The sequence below is a fragment of the Lysobacter sp. TAB13 genome (assembly GCF_052113885.1).
Classification (GTDB): Bacteria; Pseudomonadota; Gammaproteobacteria; order Xanthomonadales; family Xanthomonadaceae; genus Lysobacter; species Lysobacter gummosus.
The window spans coordinates 1-16,571 of record NZ_JBFRDR010000018.1 but is presented as its reverse complement, the minus strand read 5'-3'; the positions used below and the strand labels follow the sequence as shown (position 1 = coordinate 16,571).

The 16,571-nt window shown below is 68.1% G+C and carries 9 protein-coding genes and 1 pseudogene; 3 read left to right on the top strand and 7 right to left on the bottom strand.

From position 1 onward, the window contains the following. Window positions 1-93 precede the first annotated feature (93 nt). From AB4Y92_RS18910 to pilG, 6 genes are all read right to left on the bottom strand, one after another. Entirely contained in the window at window positions 94-2,109 is a 2,016-nt protein-coding gene (locus AB4Y92_RS18910; protein ID WP_441821063.1) for a chemotaxis protein CheB, read from the bottom strand. Then, window positions 2,102-8,989 carry an Hpt domain-containing protein gene (locus AB4Y92_RS18905; protein ID WP_441821062.1) on the bottom strand — a complete coding sequence of 2,296 codons (6,888 nt, stop codon included), beginning with the start codon at window positions 8,987-8,989 and terminating at the stop codon, window positions 2,102-2,104. The genes AB4Y92_RS18910 and AB4Y92_RS18905 overlap by 8 nt, the downstream gene beginning before the upstream one ends. A 167-nt stretch (window positions 8,990-9,156) precedes the next feature. Further along, a complete protein-coding gene (locus AB4Y92_RS18900; RefSeq protein WP_441821061.1) occupies window positions 9,157-11,175 on the bottom strand; it encodes a methyl-accepting chemotaxis protein in 2,019 nt (672 codons plus the stop codon). 55 nt (window positions 11,176-11,230) lie between these two features. Beyond that, window positions 11,231-11,776 (bottom strand): chemotaxis protein CheW, encoded by a 546-nt coding sequence (locus AB4Y92_RS18895; RefSeq protein WP_441821135.1) that lies wholly within the window; start codon window positions 11,774-11,776, stop codon window positions 11,231-11,233. A 10-nt stretch (window positions 11,777-11,786) separates the two neighbouring features. Beyond that, a complete protein-coding gene (locus AB4Y92_RS18890) occupies window positions 11,787-12,152 on the bottom strand; it encodes a response regulator (RefSeq protein WP_057943999.1) in 366 nt (121 codons plus the stop codon). A 19-nt stretch (window positions 12,153-12,171) separates the two neighbouring features. After that, window positions 12,172-12,570, bottom strand: a complete 399-nt coding sequence (gene pilG, locus AB4Y92_RS18885) for a twitching motility response regulator PilG (RefSeq protein ID WP_031372856.1) — start codon at window positions 12,568-12,570, stop codon at window positions 12,172-12,174. Window positions 12,571-12,901: 331 nt separating this feature from the next. Between pilG and gshB the strand changes: the two genes are divergently transcribed. The 3 genes from gshB (at window position 12,902) to AB4Y92_RS18870 (ending at window position 15,835) form a co-directional block, all read left to right on the top strand. Next, on the top strand, window positions 12,902-13,864 hold the full coding sequence (gshB, locus tag AB4Y92_RS18880) for a glutathione synthase (protein WP_441821060.1): 963 nt from the start codon (window positions 12,902-12,904) through the stop codon (window positions 13,862-13,864). Beyond that, window positions 13,861-14,742 carry an energy transducer TonB gene (locus AB4Y92_RS18875; RefSeq protein ID WP_441821059.1) on the top strand — a complete coding sequence of 294 codons (882 nt, stop codon included), beginning with the start codon at window positions 13,861-13,863 and terminating at the stop codon, window positions 14,740-14,742. The genes gshB and AB4Y92_RS18875 overlap by 4 nt, the downstream gene beginning before the upstream one ends. A 76-nt stretch (window positions 14,743-14,818) precedes the next feature. Next, a complete protein-coding gene (locus tag AB4Y92_RS18870) occupies window positions 14,819-15,835 on the top strand; it encodes a cytochrome-c peroxidase (RefSeq protein WP_441821058.1) in 1,017 nt (338 codons plus the stop codon). A gap of 613 nt (window positions 15,836-16,448) precedes the next feature. On the opposite strand, the pseudogene AB4Y92_RS18865 reads toward AB4Y92_RS18870, so the two are convergent. Then, window positions 16,449-16,571: pseudogene (locus tag AB4Y92_RS18865) on the bottom strand (IS1595 family transposase); the annotation flags it as partial.

The following is a 16,571-nucleotide window of genomic DNA, read 5'->3' as shown; positions in this document are numbered from 1 at the left end:
TTCGACGGGCGAAGCCGGTGGTTGACGCGTCGCGGCCGCCATCGGGCGACCGCTTTGGAACAATGCCGCGCTGCGCGTCGCCGCGCGGCGCGATCAGATCGAGCTTTGCCTGGACCAGCGCGCCGCCAGCTTGGCCGCCAGATCGGCCGGCTGGCCGTGACCGGCGCCGCGCGCGATCGCCGCGCTGGCGGCGGCCGCGTCGTAGCAGCCGTCGGGCGCCTGGCCGGCGATCAGCGCACCGTGCGCGGACAGCTTCATCGCCGCATCGACCTGGCCCGGATCGGCGCCGCTGAACAACAGCACCGCGCTGTCGGACGCGGGCAGCGCCTCGAGCACGTCGCCGCCTTCCACGAACTGGATCCCGTTGTCGCTCGCTTCGATGCCCACGCCCGCCGGCAGGATGTAGATCACCCCGTCGATGGTGCGCGAGCCCGGTTCGGCGAGCTTGACCAGCACCGAGGTCGCGCGCTGCATCTGCGCGACCAGCTTGTCGTAACGGCCGCCGTCCAGGCGTTGCTGCACCAGCACCGGACGATCGAAATTTTCCGGCAGCGCGCCGAGCAACTGGCGCACCGCATCGGGGCCGCCGATGCCGGCGAGCACCAGCACCGCGCCGCTGCGGGTCGAAGCCGGCAGGCGGTCATCGACCAGTTCCAGGCCGGAGATGCGGCGCTCGATTTCGTCCAGATCGTGCTTGCCCATCGAGGCCGCGCCATGCGCGCCGCTCTGGCCGGTGGCGGCGCTGACCAGACTGGCCTCGTCGCTGAAGGACCAATCCGGCACCGGCGGTGCCGACGCGACCGGGATGCGATCGACCAGCGGCGCCGCTTCGGTGCTGAGGTCGAAATCCATGCCGGATTCGAAGGTGAAGTTTTCCGCGCCGCCGTCGCGACGCTCGCCGCGGCCGTCGTCGAAGTCGATCGGCGCGATCGGCGTTGCGTCGCGATGGGTGGCGTCGAAATCGATGCGCGCGCCTTCGGCGGCGAAGGAGGCATCCAGATCGACCAGTTCCTGCACCTGGTTCGGCGCCGGCGCGCGCCACACTTCCAGGTCGCCCAGGCCGGCTTCGTCGAGCGCGGGCAGGCCGGTGTCGATGTGATCGGCCTCGACCCACTGGCCGACCGCCGGCGAATACGGCTGCGCCTCGCCCGGCACCGCCGACTGTTTGTCGACCGCTTCCAGGGTGAGGCCTTCGAAATCGAAATCCGAATCGCGCTTGTCGTCGAACGCCGCCGGTTGCGCGGTCAGTTCTTCGACCGGCTCGTCGGCCGGATAGGCGTCGATCTCGATGAAATCGGTGTCGCCGCCAGGCACGGCGGTGCCGAGCGCCTGGCGGGCGAAGAACTCGCGCGCCTCGTCGGGCAGCGGCGGCGGTTCGGACAGGATGCGGTCGCCGGCCGAGCCGGTCGGCGCGACGCGCGCCAGTTCGCCGAGCTGTTCGGCGGCGGCGAAGGAAGAAGGATCGGACGCCGGTTCGACGGAGGCGGCATCGAAAGCCGGCGGCGGCATGGCCGGGCTGGAATGGAAATCGTCCGCAGCGGCATCGGCCGCGTCGAAGCTTTCCGCTTCGAACGCCTCGACCGCTTCGATTTCCTCGATCTCGCCGAACGGCGATGCATCCGCCGCTTCGACCTGCTGCAACGGCACCAGGCCGACATCGGCCGCCACCGGTTCCTGCGCCAGCGGCGAGGTATCGGACTGCGGACGCTGGAAGCCGTCGGCGACCAGCACGGGCGCGGCTTCCGGCTCGGGCTCGCGGCCCGGCGGCAGCACGTCGTCGTGACGGTTGAGCTTGGCGCTGAGGTGGCGCGCCCAGCGCGCCGCGTCCCAGCCTTCGCGCGAGGCGGCCAGTTCGGCCTCCTCGAAGATCACTTCGATCGAAGGATCGATCAGCACGTTCTCGAACCGGTCCAGCGCGTCTTCAGCGGCCGGATCCAGCACGACCACGACCACGTCCGGCTCGGCCGAATCCAGCGCGGCCGGATCGAGCACGGTCGGGTCGCCTTCCAGCACCAGGTTCGCGCCGGCTTCCACCAGCGCGCCGCGCAGGCGCTCGCAGGCGACGCCGGCCCGCGCCAACAACACTACGCGACGTTCTGCTTCAGCCATGACTACGCGAAATTCCAAGCAGTTCGAACACGTTGCGGATCAATTCGGGCTCCTGATAAGGCTTGCCGAGATAGCGCTCGACGCCGATCTCGAACGCGCGCTGGCGGTGTTTTTCGCCGGTACGCGAGGTGATCATCACGATCGGCACGTCTCGCAGATGCGGGTCGGCCTTCATTTGGGTGGCCAGCTCGTAGCCGTCCATGCGCGGCATTTCGATGTCCAGCAGCATGAGGTCGGGCACGCGTTCGGCCAGACGCTCCAGCGCGTCGATGCCGTCCTTCGCCGTGACCACTTCGAAGTTGTGGCGCTCCAGCACGCGGCCGGTCACCTTGCGCATGGTCACCGAGTCGTCGACCACCATCACCAGCGGCACGCGACGGGTTTCCACCGGAACCGGCGGCGGCGGCGCGTTCAATGCGAAGTCCTGCAGCAGCGCGGCGCGACGGCGCACCAGCGGGGCGACGTCGAGAATCACCACCACGCGGCCGTCGCCCATGATCGTCGCGCCGAAGATGCCCGGCACGGACGCGACCTGCGGGCCGACCGGCTTGACCACGATTTCGCGGTTGCCGATGACCTGATCGATGGTGACCGCGGCGCGCAGATCGCCGGAGCGGATCAGCAACAGCGGCATCTGCAACTGGCCTTCGGCCTTGGCCGGCGCATGGCCGACCAGGACGCCCAGATCGTGGACGTGATAGTCCTCGCCGCCGTAGCGGTAAGCCACATCGCCGGCATCGAGCAGTTCGCGCGACAGGCGGCCGACGCCGCGCACCGAGGCGATCGGCACGGCGAAGGTGATGTCGCCGATGCGCACGAACACCGCCTGGGTGACCGCGAGCGTCTGCGGCAGGCGCAGGGTGAAGTGAACGCCCTTGCCCGGGTTGGAATGGATGTCGAGCGTGCCGCCGAGCTGGCGCACTTCGCTGGCGACCACGTCCATGCCGACGCCGCGGCCGGCGAGGCGGCTGACTTCGTCGGCGGTGGAGAAGCCCGGTTCCAGGATCAGCGTGTCGAGATCGGCTTCCGACAGCACCGCGTCGGTGCGGACCAGGCCGCGTTCTTCGCCGCGGCGGCGGATCGCGGCGCGGTCGAGACCGGCGCCGTCGTCGGCCACTTCCAGCACGACTTCCGAACCTTCGCGGCGTACCGCGATGCGCACCGTGCCTTCTTCCGGCTTGCCGGCGGCGCGGCGCTGTTCGGGTTTTTCCAGGCCGTGCGCGACCGCGTTGCGGAGCATGTGCTCCAGCGGCGCGGTCATGCGTTCGAGCACGTTGCGGTCGAGTTCGCCCTGGGTGCCTTCCAGCTTCAGCGCGACCTGCTTGCCCAGTTCGGTGGAAGCCTGACGCACCACGCGGCGCAGACGCGGCAGCAGCGTATCGAACGGCACCATGCGCGTGCGCATGAGGCCTTCCTGCAGCTCCGAGCTCACGCGCGACTGTTGCAGCAGCAGGGTTTCGTACTGGCGGGTCAGATCGTCGAGGGTGATCTGCAGGCTGTTCTGGTCGGCCGCCGATTCGCCCAGCGCGCGCGAGAGCTGCTGCAGGGTCGAGAAGCGGTCGAGTTCCAGCGGATCGAAGGACTGGTCGCCCGATTCGCCCTCGCGCTGGTAGCGCGCGATGATCTGCGCTTCGGTTTCGATTTCCAAGCGGCGCAGCTGATCGCGCATGCGCAGGTTGGTCGCGGCCATTTCCGCGATCGCGCCGCGGAACGCGCCCAGCTGCTGTTCCAGGCGGGCGCGGTAGATCGCCACTTCGCCGGCGTAGTTGACCAGACGGTCGAGCAGGTCGGCGCGGATGCGCACCTGTTCCTGCGGAGCGCGCACGCCGATGTCGTCTTCGTCGGCGAACGGCGCGTCCACGATCGGCGCCGACAGCGGCTTGAGCGCGCCGCTGTCCACGGCCTCGGCCTGCGCCGCGCCCTCGCCTTCGTAGCCTTCGGCCATGCCCGGCAGCGCTTCGCCGCGCGAGCGCGCTTCGAACACCGAGATCAGCGCGTTGGGCATGGCGATCGCCTTGCGCCCGCCGACCCGGGTGACCATCGCGTGCAGGCGGTCGAAACCGCGCTCGAGCAGGACGATGCCGTCGCGGCCGAGTTCGATGCGGTTATCGACCACCGATTCCAGCAGCGATTCCATGACGTGGCCGAGTTCGCCCACGGCCATGATGCCGGCCATGCGCGCGCCGCCCTTGAGCGTGTGCAGATCGCGCTGCAGGCCGACCAGCGGCTCGCGCTCGTTCGGCGCTTCGCGCAGTTGCGCGAGCAGGCCGTCGGAGTGGTCGAGCAGATCGCCGCCCTCTTCCACGAAAATATCGACCAGTTCCGGATCGAGCTCGCTCAGGTCGAGCGAGGCTTCCGGGTCCGGATCGGCACTGGAGGCCTGCGCGAACGCGGCCGCGAGCGCGGCGGAGATACCGGCCACGGCGCTGCTCGGCATGGCCGCGCGGCGCGCGGCCTGCGCGGCTTCGGCGGCGGCGGCCGCTTCGGCTTCGCGGGCCAGGTCTTGCAGATGAGCCTGGACGAGTTCGTCCGGCTCGCTGTTGGCCGCTTCCAGATATTCGGCCTGCAGACGGTCGGCTTCGTCGCGTTGCGCCGCGGCGATGCGTTCGGCTTCCAGGCGTTCGGCTTCGGCCTGTTCGGCGGCGAGGCGTTCGGCTTCCAGGCGCTCGGCTTCGGCCTGTTCGGCGGCGAGGCGTTCGGCTTCCAGACGCTCGGCTTCGGCTTGTTCGGCGGCGAGGCGTTCGGCTTCCAGGCGTTCGGCTTCGGCGTGTTCCGCAGCGAGGCGTTCGGCTTCCAGACGCTCGGCTTCGGCTTGTTCCGCGGCGAGGCGCTCGGCTTCCAGGCGTTCGGCTTCGGCCTGTTCGGCGGCGATGCGTTCGGCTTCCAGGCGCGCGGCTTCGGCTTGCTCGGCGGCCAGACGCTCGGCTTCGGCGCGTTGCGCTTCGGCGGCGTACTCGGCTTCCAGGCGTTCGTATTCCAGGCGCTCTTCTTCGGCGACGCGCTCGGCTTCCAGGCGCTCGGCCTCCAAGCGCGCGGCTTCGGCCTGCTCGGCGGTGAGGCGTTCGGCGGCGGCCTGCTCTTCGGCGGCCAGACGTTCGGCTTCGCGGCGCTCGGCTTCCAAGCGCGCAGCTTCGGCGCGTTCGGCGGCGAGGCGTTCGGCTTCCTGACGCGCGGCTTCGGCGTGTTCCGCGGCCAGGCGTTCGGCTTCCAGACGCGCGGCTTCGGCTTGTTCCGCGGCGAGGCGCTCGGCCTCCAGACGCGCGGCTTCGGCTTGCTCGGCGGCGAGGCGCTCGGCCTCCAGACGCGCGGCTTCGGCTTGCTCGGCGGCGAGGCGTTCGGCTTCCTGGCGTGCGGCTTCGGCTTGCTCCGCTGCCAGACGCTCGGCTTCCAGGCGTGCGGCTTCGGCCTGTTCCGCGGCGAGGCGTTCGGCTTCCAGACGCGCGGCTTCGGCGCGTTCGGCGGCGAGGCGTTCGGCTTCGACGCGCTCGGCTTCGGCGCGCGCGGCGGCGGCTTGTTCGGCGGCGATGCGCGCGGCGTGCGCTTGCTCGGCGGCCACGCGCTCGGCTTCGGCGCGTTCGGCCTGGGCACGCTCGGCTTGCGCCTGTTCGGCGGCGATGCGTTCGGCCGCGGCCTGTTCGGCGACGGCGCGCTCGGCGTCGACGCGGGCTTTTTCGATGCTGTTATCGCTCAGGCCCAACGCACCCAGGGTGTGCGCGTCGAGTTCGCCCGGCAGCTCGTCGAGATTGATCTCGAAGGCTTCTTCGTTGGACGCGGGCGTGGCGGTCTGCGACGGCGCCGGGCCGTCTTCGCTCTCGCGCTGCAGATCGTAGCCTTCGAAAGCGCTCAGATCGGTGGCGGTGAGTTCGGACAGTTCCTGGCCGTCGGGCAGTTCGTCGAGTTCGACTTCGAACTCTTCCACGATCATCGGCGAGCGCGCGTCGGGCAGGCTGTCGCGCAGCGCGGCGATGCGTTCGGGCAGGCCGAGGAACATCGGCACGTGCGGGGTCGGCGACTTCAGCGCCTCGACCGTGCGGCGGATCGCGTCGGCGACCGCGCTCAGCGCGGAGATGCCTTCGCTGCTGGCCGGCGCGCCGCTGGCGAGCAGGCGCTTGACGTAGGCTTCGGTGGGCGCGGTGACGTCGGTGATGACCGGCACTTCGGTCATCGCGAAGGCGCCGTTCAAGGTGTGGATCGAACGCTGCAGTTGATCGCTGGCCAGCTGCGGCTTGGCCTGCGCGCTGGCGAGCCAGGCCTCGATGGTGACGAGGTGGCCGGCGACTTCGCCGTCGAGGATTTCCAGCAGCACCGGATCGACCGAGGCCGGCACGTACGGGCCTTCGGTGACGACCGCCGGCGGCGCGGCGGCTTCGACCGGCGCCTCGGCGGACACCGGCGCGGGCGCCTGATAGAACGTTTCTTCGCCGCTGGCGAGCAGGTCGGCATGCGCTTCGATGCCGGCCACGTCCACGCTCAGCGGCGCTTCGTTGCGCAGCGCGGCGTAGAAGCCCGGCAGCGCGCGATGCGCGTGCTCGATCAGATCGATGACCTGCGGGCTGGCCGGACGGCCGTGCTCGCGCACCCGGTTGAGCAGGTTTTCGATCTTCCAGCTGAATTCGCCCAGGGTACGCGCGCCGACCAGGCGGCCGCTGCCCTTGAGGGTATGGAACACGCGCCGCACCGGCTGCACGCGCGCCAGGTCTTCCGGCGTTTCGCGCCAGGCCGGCAGCAGGTGATCGAGGTTGGCGATTTCTTCTTCGAATTCCTCGAGGAAGATTTCCCGCACTTCGTCGTCTATGTCGTCCACGGTCTCGAAGCCGCCGTGGGCGGGCTGCGACTGGCCGAGGAAGGACGGCGGCGAGGATGGCACCGCTTCCATCAGCGCGCTGTTGACCAGCCCGCCGGAAACGCGTTCGGTGATGTCGGCCGCTTCGGCCGGTTGCTGCGCCGTGCTCGGCTCGGCGTCGAAGGCCGAGGCGTACTGGGCGGCGCCGTGTTCGGCGTCGACCGACTCGGACGAAGTCGACAGCTCGCGCGCCTGCACGTCGGACAGGGTCCATTCGGCGGCGGCGGGAATCTGGTTCTGCGCGGGCGGAGTTGCGACAGGCGCCTGCGCGCCGTTCTGGGATGCGGCTTCGGCGGTCGCCGGCGCGACGGCCTGTTCGGCCTGCGGCTCGGCCCGGACCACGTCCGGCAGCGGCCAGTAGCGCAGCGCTTCCAGGCTCTGGCGGGCGATGTCGAGGATGTCGTCGCGGTTCGGGCGTTGCTCGCGCAGCGCTTCGAGGTAGTACTCCAGGCTGGCCAGGGCATCGGCCAGGGTGTCGAGCTGCTGGCCGCTGGGCACGCGGCGGCGGCCGATCAGTTCGACTTCGGTGTAGCGCTTGACGCCGGTGAGGTAATCGGCGGCCAGCGGCAGCTCGATCATGCGCAGGGCGCCGGCGACTTCGTCGAGCACGCGCGGCACTTCGATGAGTTCTTCGTGATCCCACTTGGTCTCGACGAAGGCGACGAAGGACTGGCGCGCGTCGCCGAAGTTGGCGATGGCTTCGCGCGCGACCACGTCGAGCACCTTGCGCGCTTCGCCGGCGAGCAGGTCTTCCTCGGCCTTGTCGTCGGGCAGGCCCAGGCGCGAGACCTGGTCGTCGAGCGAGGCGTCCACGTACAGCAGGGCGCCGGCGACATCGAGCAAGGTGCCTTCGTCGGCGGCGCGGCGGCCTTCGGCGATTTCGCTCATGGCCTCGCGCTGCTGCAGCACGACGGTGCGGGCCATGCCCAGCCCCATCATGCCGAGCGTGTCGCTGACCCGGGCCAGGGCTTCGACCTGCGGGCGCAGTTCACCCGGGTCGGTCTGGTTGGTGCGCAGGTGCAGGTCGAGCGCGTCCTTGACCCGCAGCAGGTCTTCCTTGATCGCCGCCGCGACGGTGTCGAGCAGGGCGCGATTGCGGCCGCTGAGGCTGCCGCGGGCGTGTTCGAGTTCCGACTCGCTGGGCAGGTGCGCGGCGAGTTCGAAGGTCTGGCGCAGGTCGTCCAGCGCCGGATGGCGGCCGTCGCTGTGGGCGACGTGGTACAGCAGTTGGCGGGTCGGCTCGGCGGCGGGCTCGCCGCGCGGCGCGCTGAAGCCGTCGTCGGCCAGCATCTGCCGGGCTTCGCGCTCGACGCCGCCGAAGGCCTGGCGCAGCGCGCGGGTCGGCGGCAAGGCGCCGTCGCGCAGCGCGTGGGCCACGGAGGATGCGACCCACAGCATGCGCCGCACCGGTTCCAGCACCACGTCGGCCAGCAGGCCGTCGATGGCCGAGGCCAGTTGCGAAGCGTTGCCCGGCGCGCCGTCTTCCGGCCATGCGGCCAGGGCGTCGCGCAGCGAGGCCAGATGCGGAGCGCTGGTGTTGCGTCCGCCGGCGGCGCCGACCGGCAGCGGCGGCGGCAGATGCGCCGGCAGCGGACGGTCGAGGTTCGGCGCGAACAGCACGCTTTCGTTGAGGCCCGACTCGCCGCGCGTGGCGCGCAGTTCGTTGAGCAAGGGCAGCAGCACGATCGGAATATCGCGATGGCCGCCCTGCAGGCGTTCCAGGTAATCGGGCAGCAGCACCACGCCGCGCATCAGCGCCGCGCAGGCTTCGTCGCGGTCGTGGACCGCGCCTTGCTGCAGCGCCACGGCCAGGCGCTCCATTTCCTCGGCGACCATCGCCGGGGCGTACAGCTCGACCATGCGCAAGGTGCCGTGCACCTGATGCAGATGGTTGGCGCACACGCGCATGCGCGAGGTGTCGGCGGGATCTTCGGCGAACGCCTCGATCTCCTGCCGCGCCTGACGCAGGGTTTCGTCCAGCTCGGGCTTGATCCAGCCCAGCGTGGTGGTGTCGATGGCTTCGCGCAGGGCGGTCATGACGTGATCCGCCCTTCTACGCGGCCGCATCGCAGACGCGGTCCATGGCTCAGCCAGCGATGTGTCGGACGCTTCATCCTCGGTACAACCCTTTCGTATGTCTGTGCCGCCTGCTGCAACTGCCGGTCCATCACCGCACCTCGCTCAAACGGCTCGGCTGCCCGCCCTTAGGCCGGCAGCTTGAAGTCGGCGACCGAACGGCGCAGGTCGGCGGCCAACTGCGCGAGGTTTCCAATCGATGCTGCCGTTTGATTGGCGCCTTGCGAGGTCTGCGAGGTGATCTGCTGAATCGTGTTCATCGTCTGGGTGATATTCGAGGCCGCGCTGGACTGCTGCTGGGCCGCGCTGGAAATGCCTTGAATCAGGTTCGACAAATCCGACGACACCTTTTCGATCTCGCCCAGTGCGGTACCGGCGTCTTCCGCCAAGCGCGCACCGGCGACCACTTCGGAAGTCGTCTGTTCCATCGAGCTCACAGCTTCGTTGGTGTCGGACTGAATTGTCTGGACCAATGTCTCGATTCGCTTCGTCGCGTTGGACGCGCGTTCGGCGAGTCGCTGCACTTCGTCGGCCACCACCGCGAACCCGCGGCCCGCTTCGCCGGCCGAGGCCGCCTGGATGGCCGCGTTGAGCGCGAGGATGTTGGTCTGTTCGGAAATGTCGTTGATCAGTTCGACGATCGAGCCGATTTCCTGCGAGCTTTCGCCCAGCCGCTTGATGCGCTTGGAGGTCTCCTGGATCTGGTCGCGGATCGAGTCCATGCCTTGAATCGTCTGCCGCACCACGCCCGCGCCCTTGGTCGCGATCTGCACCGAGCGCTGCGCCACGTCGGCCGACTCGGCGGAGTTCTTCGAGACCTGGTCGATGGAGGCCGCGATTTCGCTGATGCGGTCGGAGGCGGAGTTGATTTCCTGCGCCTGGTGTTCGGCGGCCTCGGCCAGATGCATGGCGGTGGCCTGGGTTTCCTGCGCGCTGGAGGCCACCTGCACCGAGGTGTCGGTAATGGTCTGTACCAGGCTGCGCAGCTGCTCGACGGCGAAGTTGATCGAGTCGGCGATCGCGCCGGTCATGTCCTCGGTGACGGTGGCCTTCACCGTCAGGTCGCCTTCCGCGAGCGAACCCATTTCGTCCAGCAAGCGCATGATCGCTTCCTGGTTACGGTCGTTGAGTTCCTTCGTGGTCTGGTAGCGGCGCTGCTGGGCGTAGTTCAGCGAGAACAGCAAGCCGCCGATGGCGATCAGCGCGGCCACGCCGGAGATGATCGATACCCAGATGTTGCCGAACACGCTGGTGTCGCGCACCGAGCCGAACGAGGTGAAGGCGCTGAACAGCGACTCGCTCTCGCTGAGCATCTTGTCCGAGCCGCCGGTGATGGCTTCGGCCGCGGCCTGGGCCTGGAACAGGTTCTTGGAGCTGGCCGAAATGGCGTCCAGGTCCTTCTTCATTTCCTGCCACAGGGTCTCGGCCTGGCCCAGCGCGGCGAGCGCGCCGCCGTTGGACAGGGCGTTGACGCCGAAGGAGGTGTCGCCCTTGCGCAGGCCGGTGAGGATGTTGCCGAACACGATCGCGTCGCGGCCGAGCGCTTCGCCGGCCATGCCGGCGCCGCTGCCGCCGGCGCGGATTTCGGTGATGCGGCGGGCCATGGTCGCCGACAGCACCACCTGGCGCAGGGCGATGTAGACCTGCGAGGAGGGAGAGCCGGAGGCCGACATCGCGCGGACCAGTTCGTCCAGGCGCGCCTGCAGCTGCGGCACGCGGCCGGAGAAGCTGTCGGCGTTGCCGGCCAGGGCCAGCACCGCTTGCTCGGAGGCGATCACCTGATCGGCGCTCTTGCCCATCGGCTCCCAGCTCTTGCTGACCACGCCGATCGGGCCGGACACGCCGGCGGTGTTGCCGTAGTTGTCGTTGAGGCGCTGGATGTCGCCGTCGATGGCCGCCTTGGTCTTCTTGAACTCGGCGAAGGTGTCCTTGTTGCCGCCGACCGCTTCACGCCCCTGCACCGCGAGCTTCTGCGAGTTGACCTGCAGGCGCGAGGCCGCCGAGCTGGCGCCGCCCAACCGGGCCGCCTTCCAGGTCGCGTAGCCTGTATTGAGGCCGAACACCAACACCGATAGGCCCAGCACGATCAGCCAGGTATTGGCGCCCAGTAGGCGGCTCTTGCCGGCGTTGTCCATCACAGTGCTCATGGTTCGGAAACCTCAGGTGTACGTGCGTTTGCGTGCTGGATTGAAGGGAGCGGCTTCAGGCCGCTGCTTGTCGGAATTCGGGAGTGCGCGCCAGCCGGTCGAGGCTGAAGATGCCCCAGGGCTGGCCATCGATGCGGTAGGCGCGATCGATGAAATGGGTGTAACGCCCCTCGATGAGGCCGTCGCCGGCCGCTTCTTCGAGGCTGACCTGCTGCTGGTCGTGGAAGCTGCGCTGGCCGTAGAGCTCGTCGATCAGCACCGCCACGTCGCCGCCGGGCTGGCGCACCAGCAAGATGCGCTGGCCTTCGTGCAGCACGGTGCGCTCGCCTTCCAGGAACTGCTTGAGATCGACGATGGGCAGCAGGCTGCCGCGCACGTTGGCCAGCCCGAGCATCCACGGCTGCGCGCCGGGAACCTGGGTGACCTGCGGCAGCGAGAGGATTTCCACCACCTCGGTGAAGGTCGAGGCCAGCCGGCGCCCGCCGATGCGGTAGCCGACGCCGCGCCACAGGCCGGGCGCATCGAGCTGTTCGGGCAGACCGGGTACGTGCGCCAGGGAGCGGCGCTCGTAATCGCTCAGCACATCGAACGGCGTCTTCAAGGTCATCGTGTCAGTTACCCAGCAATTCTTTGATCCGCGCGATCAGGTCTTCCTCGCGCGGCGGTTTGACGATGTAGTCGCGCGCGCCCTGGCGCATGCCCCAGGCGCGGTCGGTCTCCATGCCCTTGGTGCTGACGATCAGGACCGGGATTTCCTTGGTCTGCGCGTCGCGGCTGAGCGCGCGCGTGGCCTGGAACCCGTTCATGCCCGGCAACACCACGTCCATCATCACCAGGTCCGGCCGTTCCCGCTTGGCGGTCTCGATACCGTCCTCGGCACTGCCCGCGGCGAAGACTTCGTGCCCGTTGCGCTGCAGCAACTGAGTCAGGACCGCGGTATCCGTCGGCGAGTCCTCGATAAGCAGGATGCGTGCCATGGTGTGCCTTACCCCCCGGTCAGGCGTGTACGTGCTTGCGGATCGCGTCGAGGAGTTCCTCGCGCGTGAAAGGCTTCGTCAGATATTGCTCGGAGCCGACGATGCGACCCCTCGCCTTGTCGAACAGACCGTCCTTGGACGACAACATGATGACCGGCGTGCCCTTGAACAATTGATTGTTCTTGATGAGCGCACAGGTCTGATAGCCGTCCAGACGCGGCATCATGATATCCACGAAAATGATCTGTGGCTGCTGGTCGGCGATCTTCGCCAACGCTTCGAACCCGTCGATGGCCGTGACCACCTCGCATCCTTCGCGTTTCAACAGCGTCTCGGCGGTTCGACGGATGGTCTTGGAATCGTCGATCACCATGACCCTGAGACCATCGAGGCTGCCGCTACGAACCTCGTCGAGCATTCTTTGTATCCCCCATTGCAAACGCCGTGAAATCCCCGGGCGTTGCGAAGCCGTCTTTATTCCAAGCCGCACGCAGGCTGTCAAGCGCGCATTCCGTGCTTGGAAACTGAATACGCAACGCACCGGCGTCACGAAGGACATCTGCCGCGCATCACACGATGCGGCAGAACCCCTCCATCGACCTGCGTATCGTCGCCCCTGGCATCGTGCGATGACCTGATCGTTGCGTGTCGCAAATGGACGCAGGGCGGCCGTTTGCGACCCCGACATCATGACAGATACCGGTGACCCGCCTGCTACCATCACGTCAATCTTTCAGGATTCCGTTCCCATGCCGTTGGACATCGTCGTCGTGATGGACCCCATCGGGTCGATCAAGATCGCCAAGGACTCGACTTTCGCCATGCTACTGGAAGCCCAGCGGCGCGGACATCGGCTCTGGTATGTAGAACCGGGCGGTTTGAGCCTGGTGGGCGGTAAAGCCGTGGCGAAAGTCGCTGCTTTGACCGTGCGCGACGACAAGGCCGGCTGGCACGAATTGAGTGGCTGGTCACAAATTGAACTCGGCGCCGCGCACGTGATCCTGATGCGCAAGGACCCGCCGGTCGATGCCGAGTACCTGCACGACACCCAGATCCTGTCCGTCGCCCAGCGCTCCGGCGCGTTCGTGGTCAACGACCCGCAGGGGCTGCGCGACTACAACGAGAAACTGGCCGCCCTGCTGTTTCCGCAGTGCTGCATCGACACCCTGGTCAGCCGCGACGCGGCCCAGCTTAAGGCCTTCGTCCAGCAGCACGGCCAGGCGGTGCTCAAGCCGTTGGACGGCATGGGCGGGCGCTCGATCTTCCGCGCCAGCGCGGGCGAGGCCAACCTCAACGTCATTCTGGAAACCCTTGGCGATGGCGGGCGGCATTTGGTCATGGCGCAGAAATTCCTGCCGCAGATCAGCGCCGGCGACAAACGCATCCTGCTGGTCGATGGCGTGCCGGTGGACTACGCCCTGGCCCGCATCCCGCAGGGCGACGAGTTCCGCGGCAACCTCGCCGCCGGCGGCCGCGGCGAAGGCCGCCCGCTGAGCGATCGCGACCGCTGGATCGCCCACGAGGTCGGCCCGGAGATGAAGCGCCGCGGCATGCTGTTCGTGGGCCTGGACGTGATCGGCGACTACATGACCGAGCTCAACGTCACCAGCCCGACCTGCATCCGCGAACTCGACGAACAATTCGGCCTCAATATCGCCGGCCTGCTGTTCGACGCCATCGAGGCCCGCCTGCAAGCCGCCCGCGCCGCATGAGTTCCATCGCGCCACCCCTGCCCGGCGGCGGCCTGGCCGAGCCGCAACGTTTCAGCGCCACCATGGTGCTGTCGGTCATCGTCCACGGCATTCTTCTGCTCGGCGTCGGCTACACCCTGGAGAAAGCCGCGCCGGTGGTACCGACGCTGGACGTGATCCTGACCCAGACCCAGACCGCGCTGACGCCCAAGCAGGCCGATTTCCTCGCCCAGGCCAACAACCAGGGCGGCGGCGAGCACGACAAGAGCACCCGCCCGCGCGACAACCAATCCGGGCCGGCGCCGCAGGCCGAGGCCGGCGTGGCGCAGATGGCGCTGCGCGCGCAGTCGCCCACCGCGCAGCCCGAGCCGGTCGCGCGCGTGGTCAGCAGCACCCGCGGCGAGACCGTGGTCGCCCGCGACCGCGCCACCCAGACTCCGACCGAGCGGCCGCTGCCGCCCGGCGAGCGCAAGATCGAACACGACATCGAGATGGCGCGCCTAGCCGCCGAGATCCACATGCGCTCGGAGCGCTACGCCAAGCGCCCGACCCGCAAGTTCGTCTCCGCCAGCACCACCGAATACGCCTGGGCCGGCTACCTGCGCTCGTGGGTGGACCGGGTCGAGCGCGTGGGCAACCTCAACTACCCCGACGAAGCCCGCCGCCGCCGGCTGGCCGGGCAAGTGGTGATCAGCGTGGCGGTGCGCCGCAACGGCAGCGTCGAGCGCGCGGATATCGTGCGCAGCAGCGGCATCGCTTTGCTGGACGCCTCGGCCCTGCGTATCGCCCGGCTGGCTGAGCCGTATCCGCCGTTGCCTAAGACCGAAGAGAATCCGGACATTCTGCATGTCACGCGGACGTGGAATTTCTTGCCGGGTGGGTCGTTGGTGGACGAATAGCACGAGCCGAAGCCGCGTTATCGTGACCGGACGCGGCGCCAGATCGCGACCTTTTCGCCTCAATGGACTGAATGCAATGCGCACTTCACTCAAGCCCCGTCGATGGCTGTCGTGTTTGGCGATCACACTGGTCGTGCTCGCGGCAGGATGCGGCCAAACGCCCGCGCCGGCGGCGACGGACGCCCGGTGGGCCGTTCTCGGCGGTCGCCTGTTCGCCGACACCCGGCTCGGCGCCGACGGTCGCACCGGCTGCGTCTCCTGCCACCGTCCAGAGCATGCGTTCTCCGACGGGCGTCCGCTCTCGCTGGGCGTGTACGGCCAAACCGGCACCCGCAATGCGCCGACCTTGCTCGATGTTGGCGAGCTGCCGCATCTGTTCTGGGATGGACGTGAGACCCGGCTAGAACAGGTCGTACTGCAACCACTGACCAATCCGGTCGAGATGGGGCTGGGTTCGATTGACGATTTGCTGCAGCGCTTACGCGCCGATCCGAAGTACACCGCCGCGTTCGCGGATCTGGGCGGAGCATCCGCCGAGGCGGTGGCCGCTGCCCTGGCCGCGCATCTGCGCACGCTGCGCAGCGGCGACAGTGCTTACGACCGCTACCGTTCCGGCAACCGCAACGCGCTTGGCCCCGACGAACAAGCCGGCCTGGCCCTGTTCACCGGCAAGGCTGCCTGCAGCGAATGCCATGTGATGCAAAAGCCGCGCCCCCGCTTCACCGACGACCACTTTCATCACCTCGGCATCAATGACAACGCCATCGCCGGCAAAGTGGCGGCGCTGATTCCACGTCTGGACGGCAAATGCAATCTCGGCCACCTCGTTCTGACCGAAGTCGATATCGCCGGCCTGGGCCATTTCGTCGCCAGCCGCAAACCGGCCGACCTCGCCGCATTCCGCACCCCATCGCTGCGCAACGTTGCCTTGACCGCCCCGTACATGCACGACGGCTCGGTTGCGACGCTGGAGGAGGCCGTAGACCAGGAGGTCTATTACCGCGGTATTAACAAGGGGCGGCCGTTATCGATGACGGTAGAGGAGCGCAGGCAGTTGTTGGCGTTTCTCAGGGCGTTGTCAGCCGCCCAGTAGACAGCACGGGCCGGCAGCGCCGTGCGCCGGATGCGTGCCCGCGCGAACCCAGCGAACACGTCATGTGTTGAACCGACTCGCAACCGGCCCGGGTCTTCGTTGACGGCCTCACAGGCACATGCCCATGTGCATCCGCATACGCCAGTGGCCCCCTCAAACGCCGGCCCTCGCGGTTACGGCGTCGCTATCGCTGCCATTTCGCACCCTTCCGGACGAGAACGGCGATCTTCGACCATGCGCGTAACGTCCCGTCCCAGCCTCGTAATCCCAAAAAAGCTGCAATTCAATCCGCCGGCTACATCGTACCGCTGCCCTGGAAGCTGCATGTCGAACACGGACTTCGTCCCCCTCCATATCCGGGCCCTGATTCGGCTGACTGCTGCCGGACGTTTACCTCTTCAAGTCCCAATATAAACAACAGCAAGCCTGCCGCACTCAAAAACAGCGCATTTATGCTCGCGCCGATTTGATCGTCTCCGGCGATCGCCATCTGCTCGACCTCGGACAATTCCAGCGCATTGCGATCATGACCGCCCGCGATGCGTTGGCGCGGATCGAAGCAGTGCGCTGAGCGTAGCGGTTAAAACAAAGGGTCTTAGGAAGCAAACGCCCCTCAGAGGGGGTTGGATCGTAGCAACTTAAGGGTCGCCCGATAGAGGTCGTCGTGGCGATGGTTGAAGCGAAACTCGCACTCCTTGAGGTGCAGGTAGAAGGTGGTCTTGGCCAGGCCGTTGAA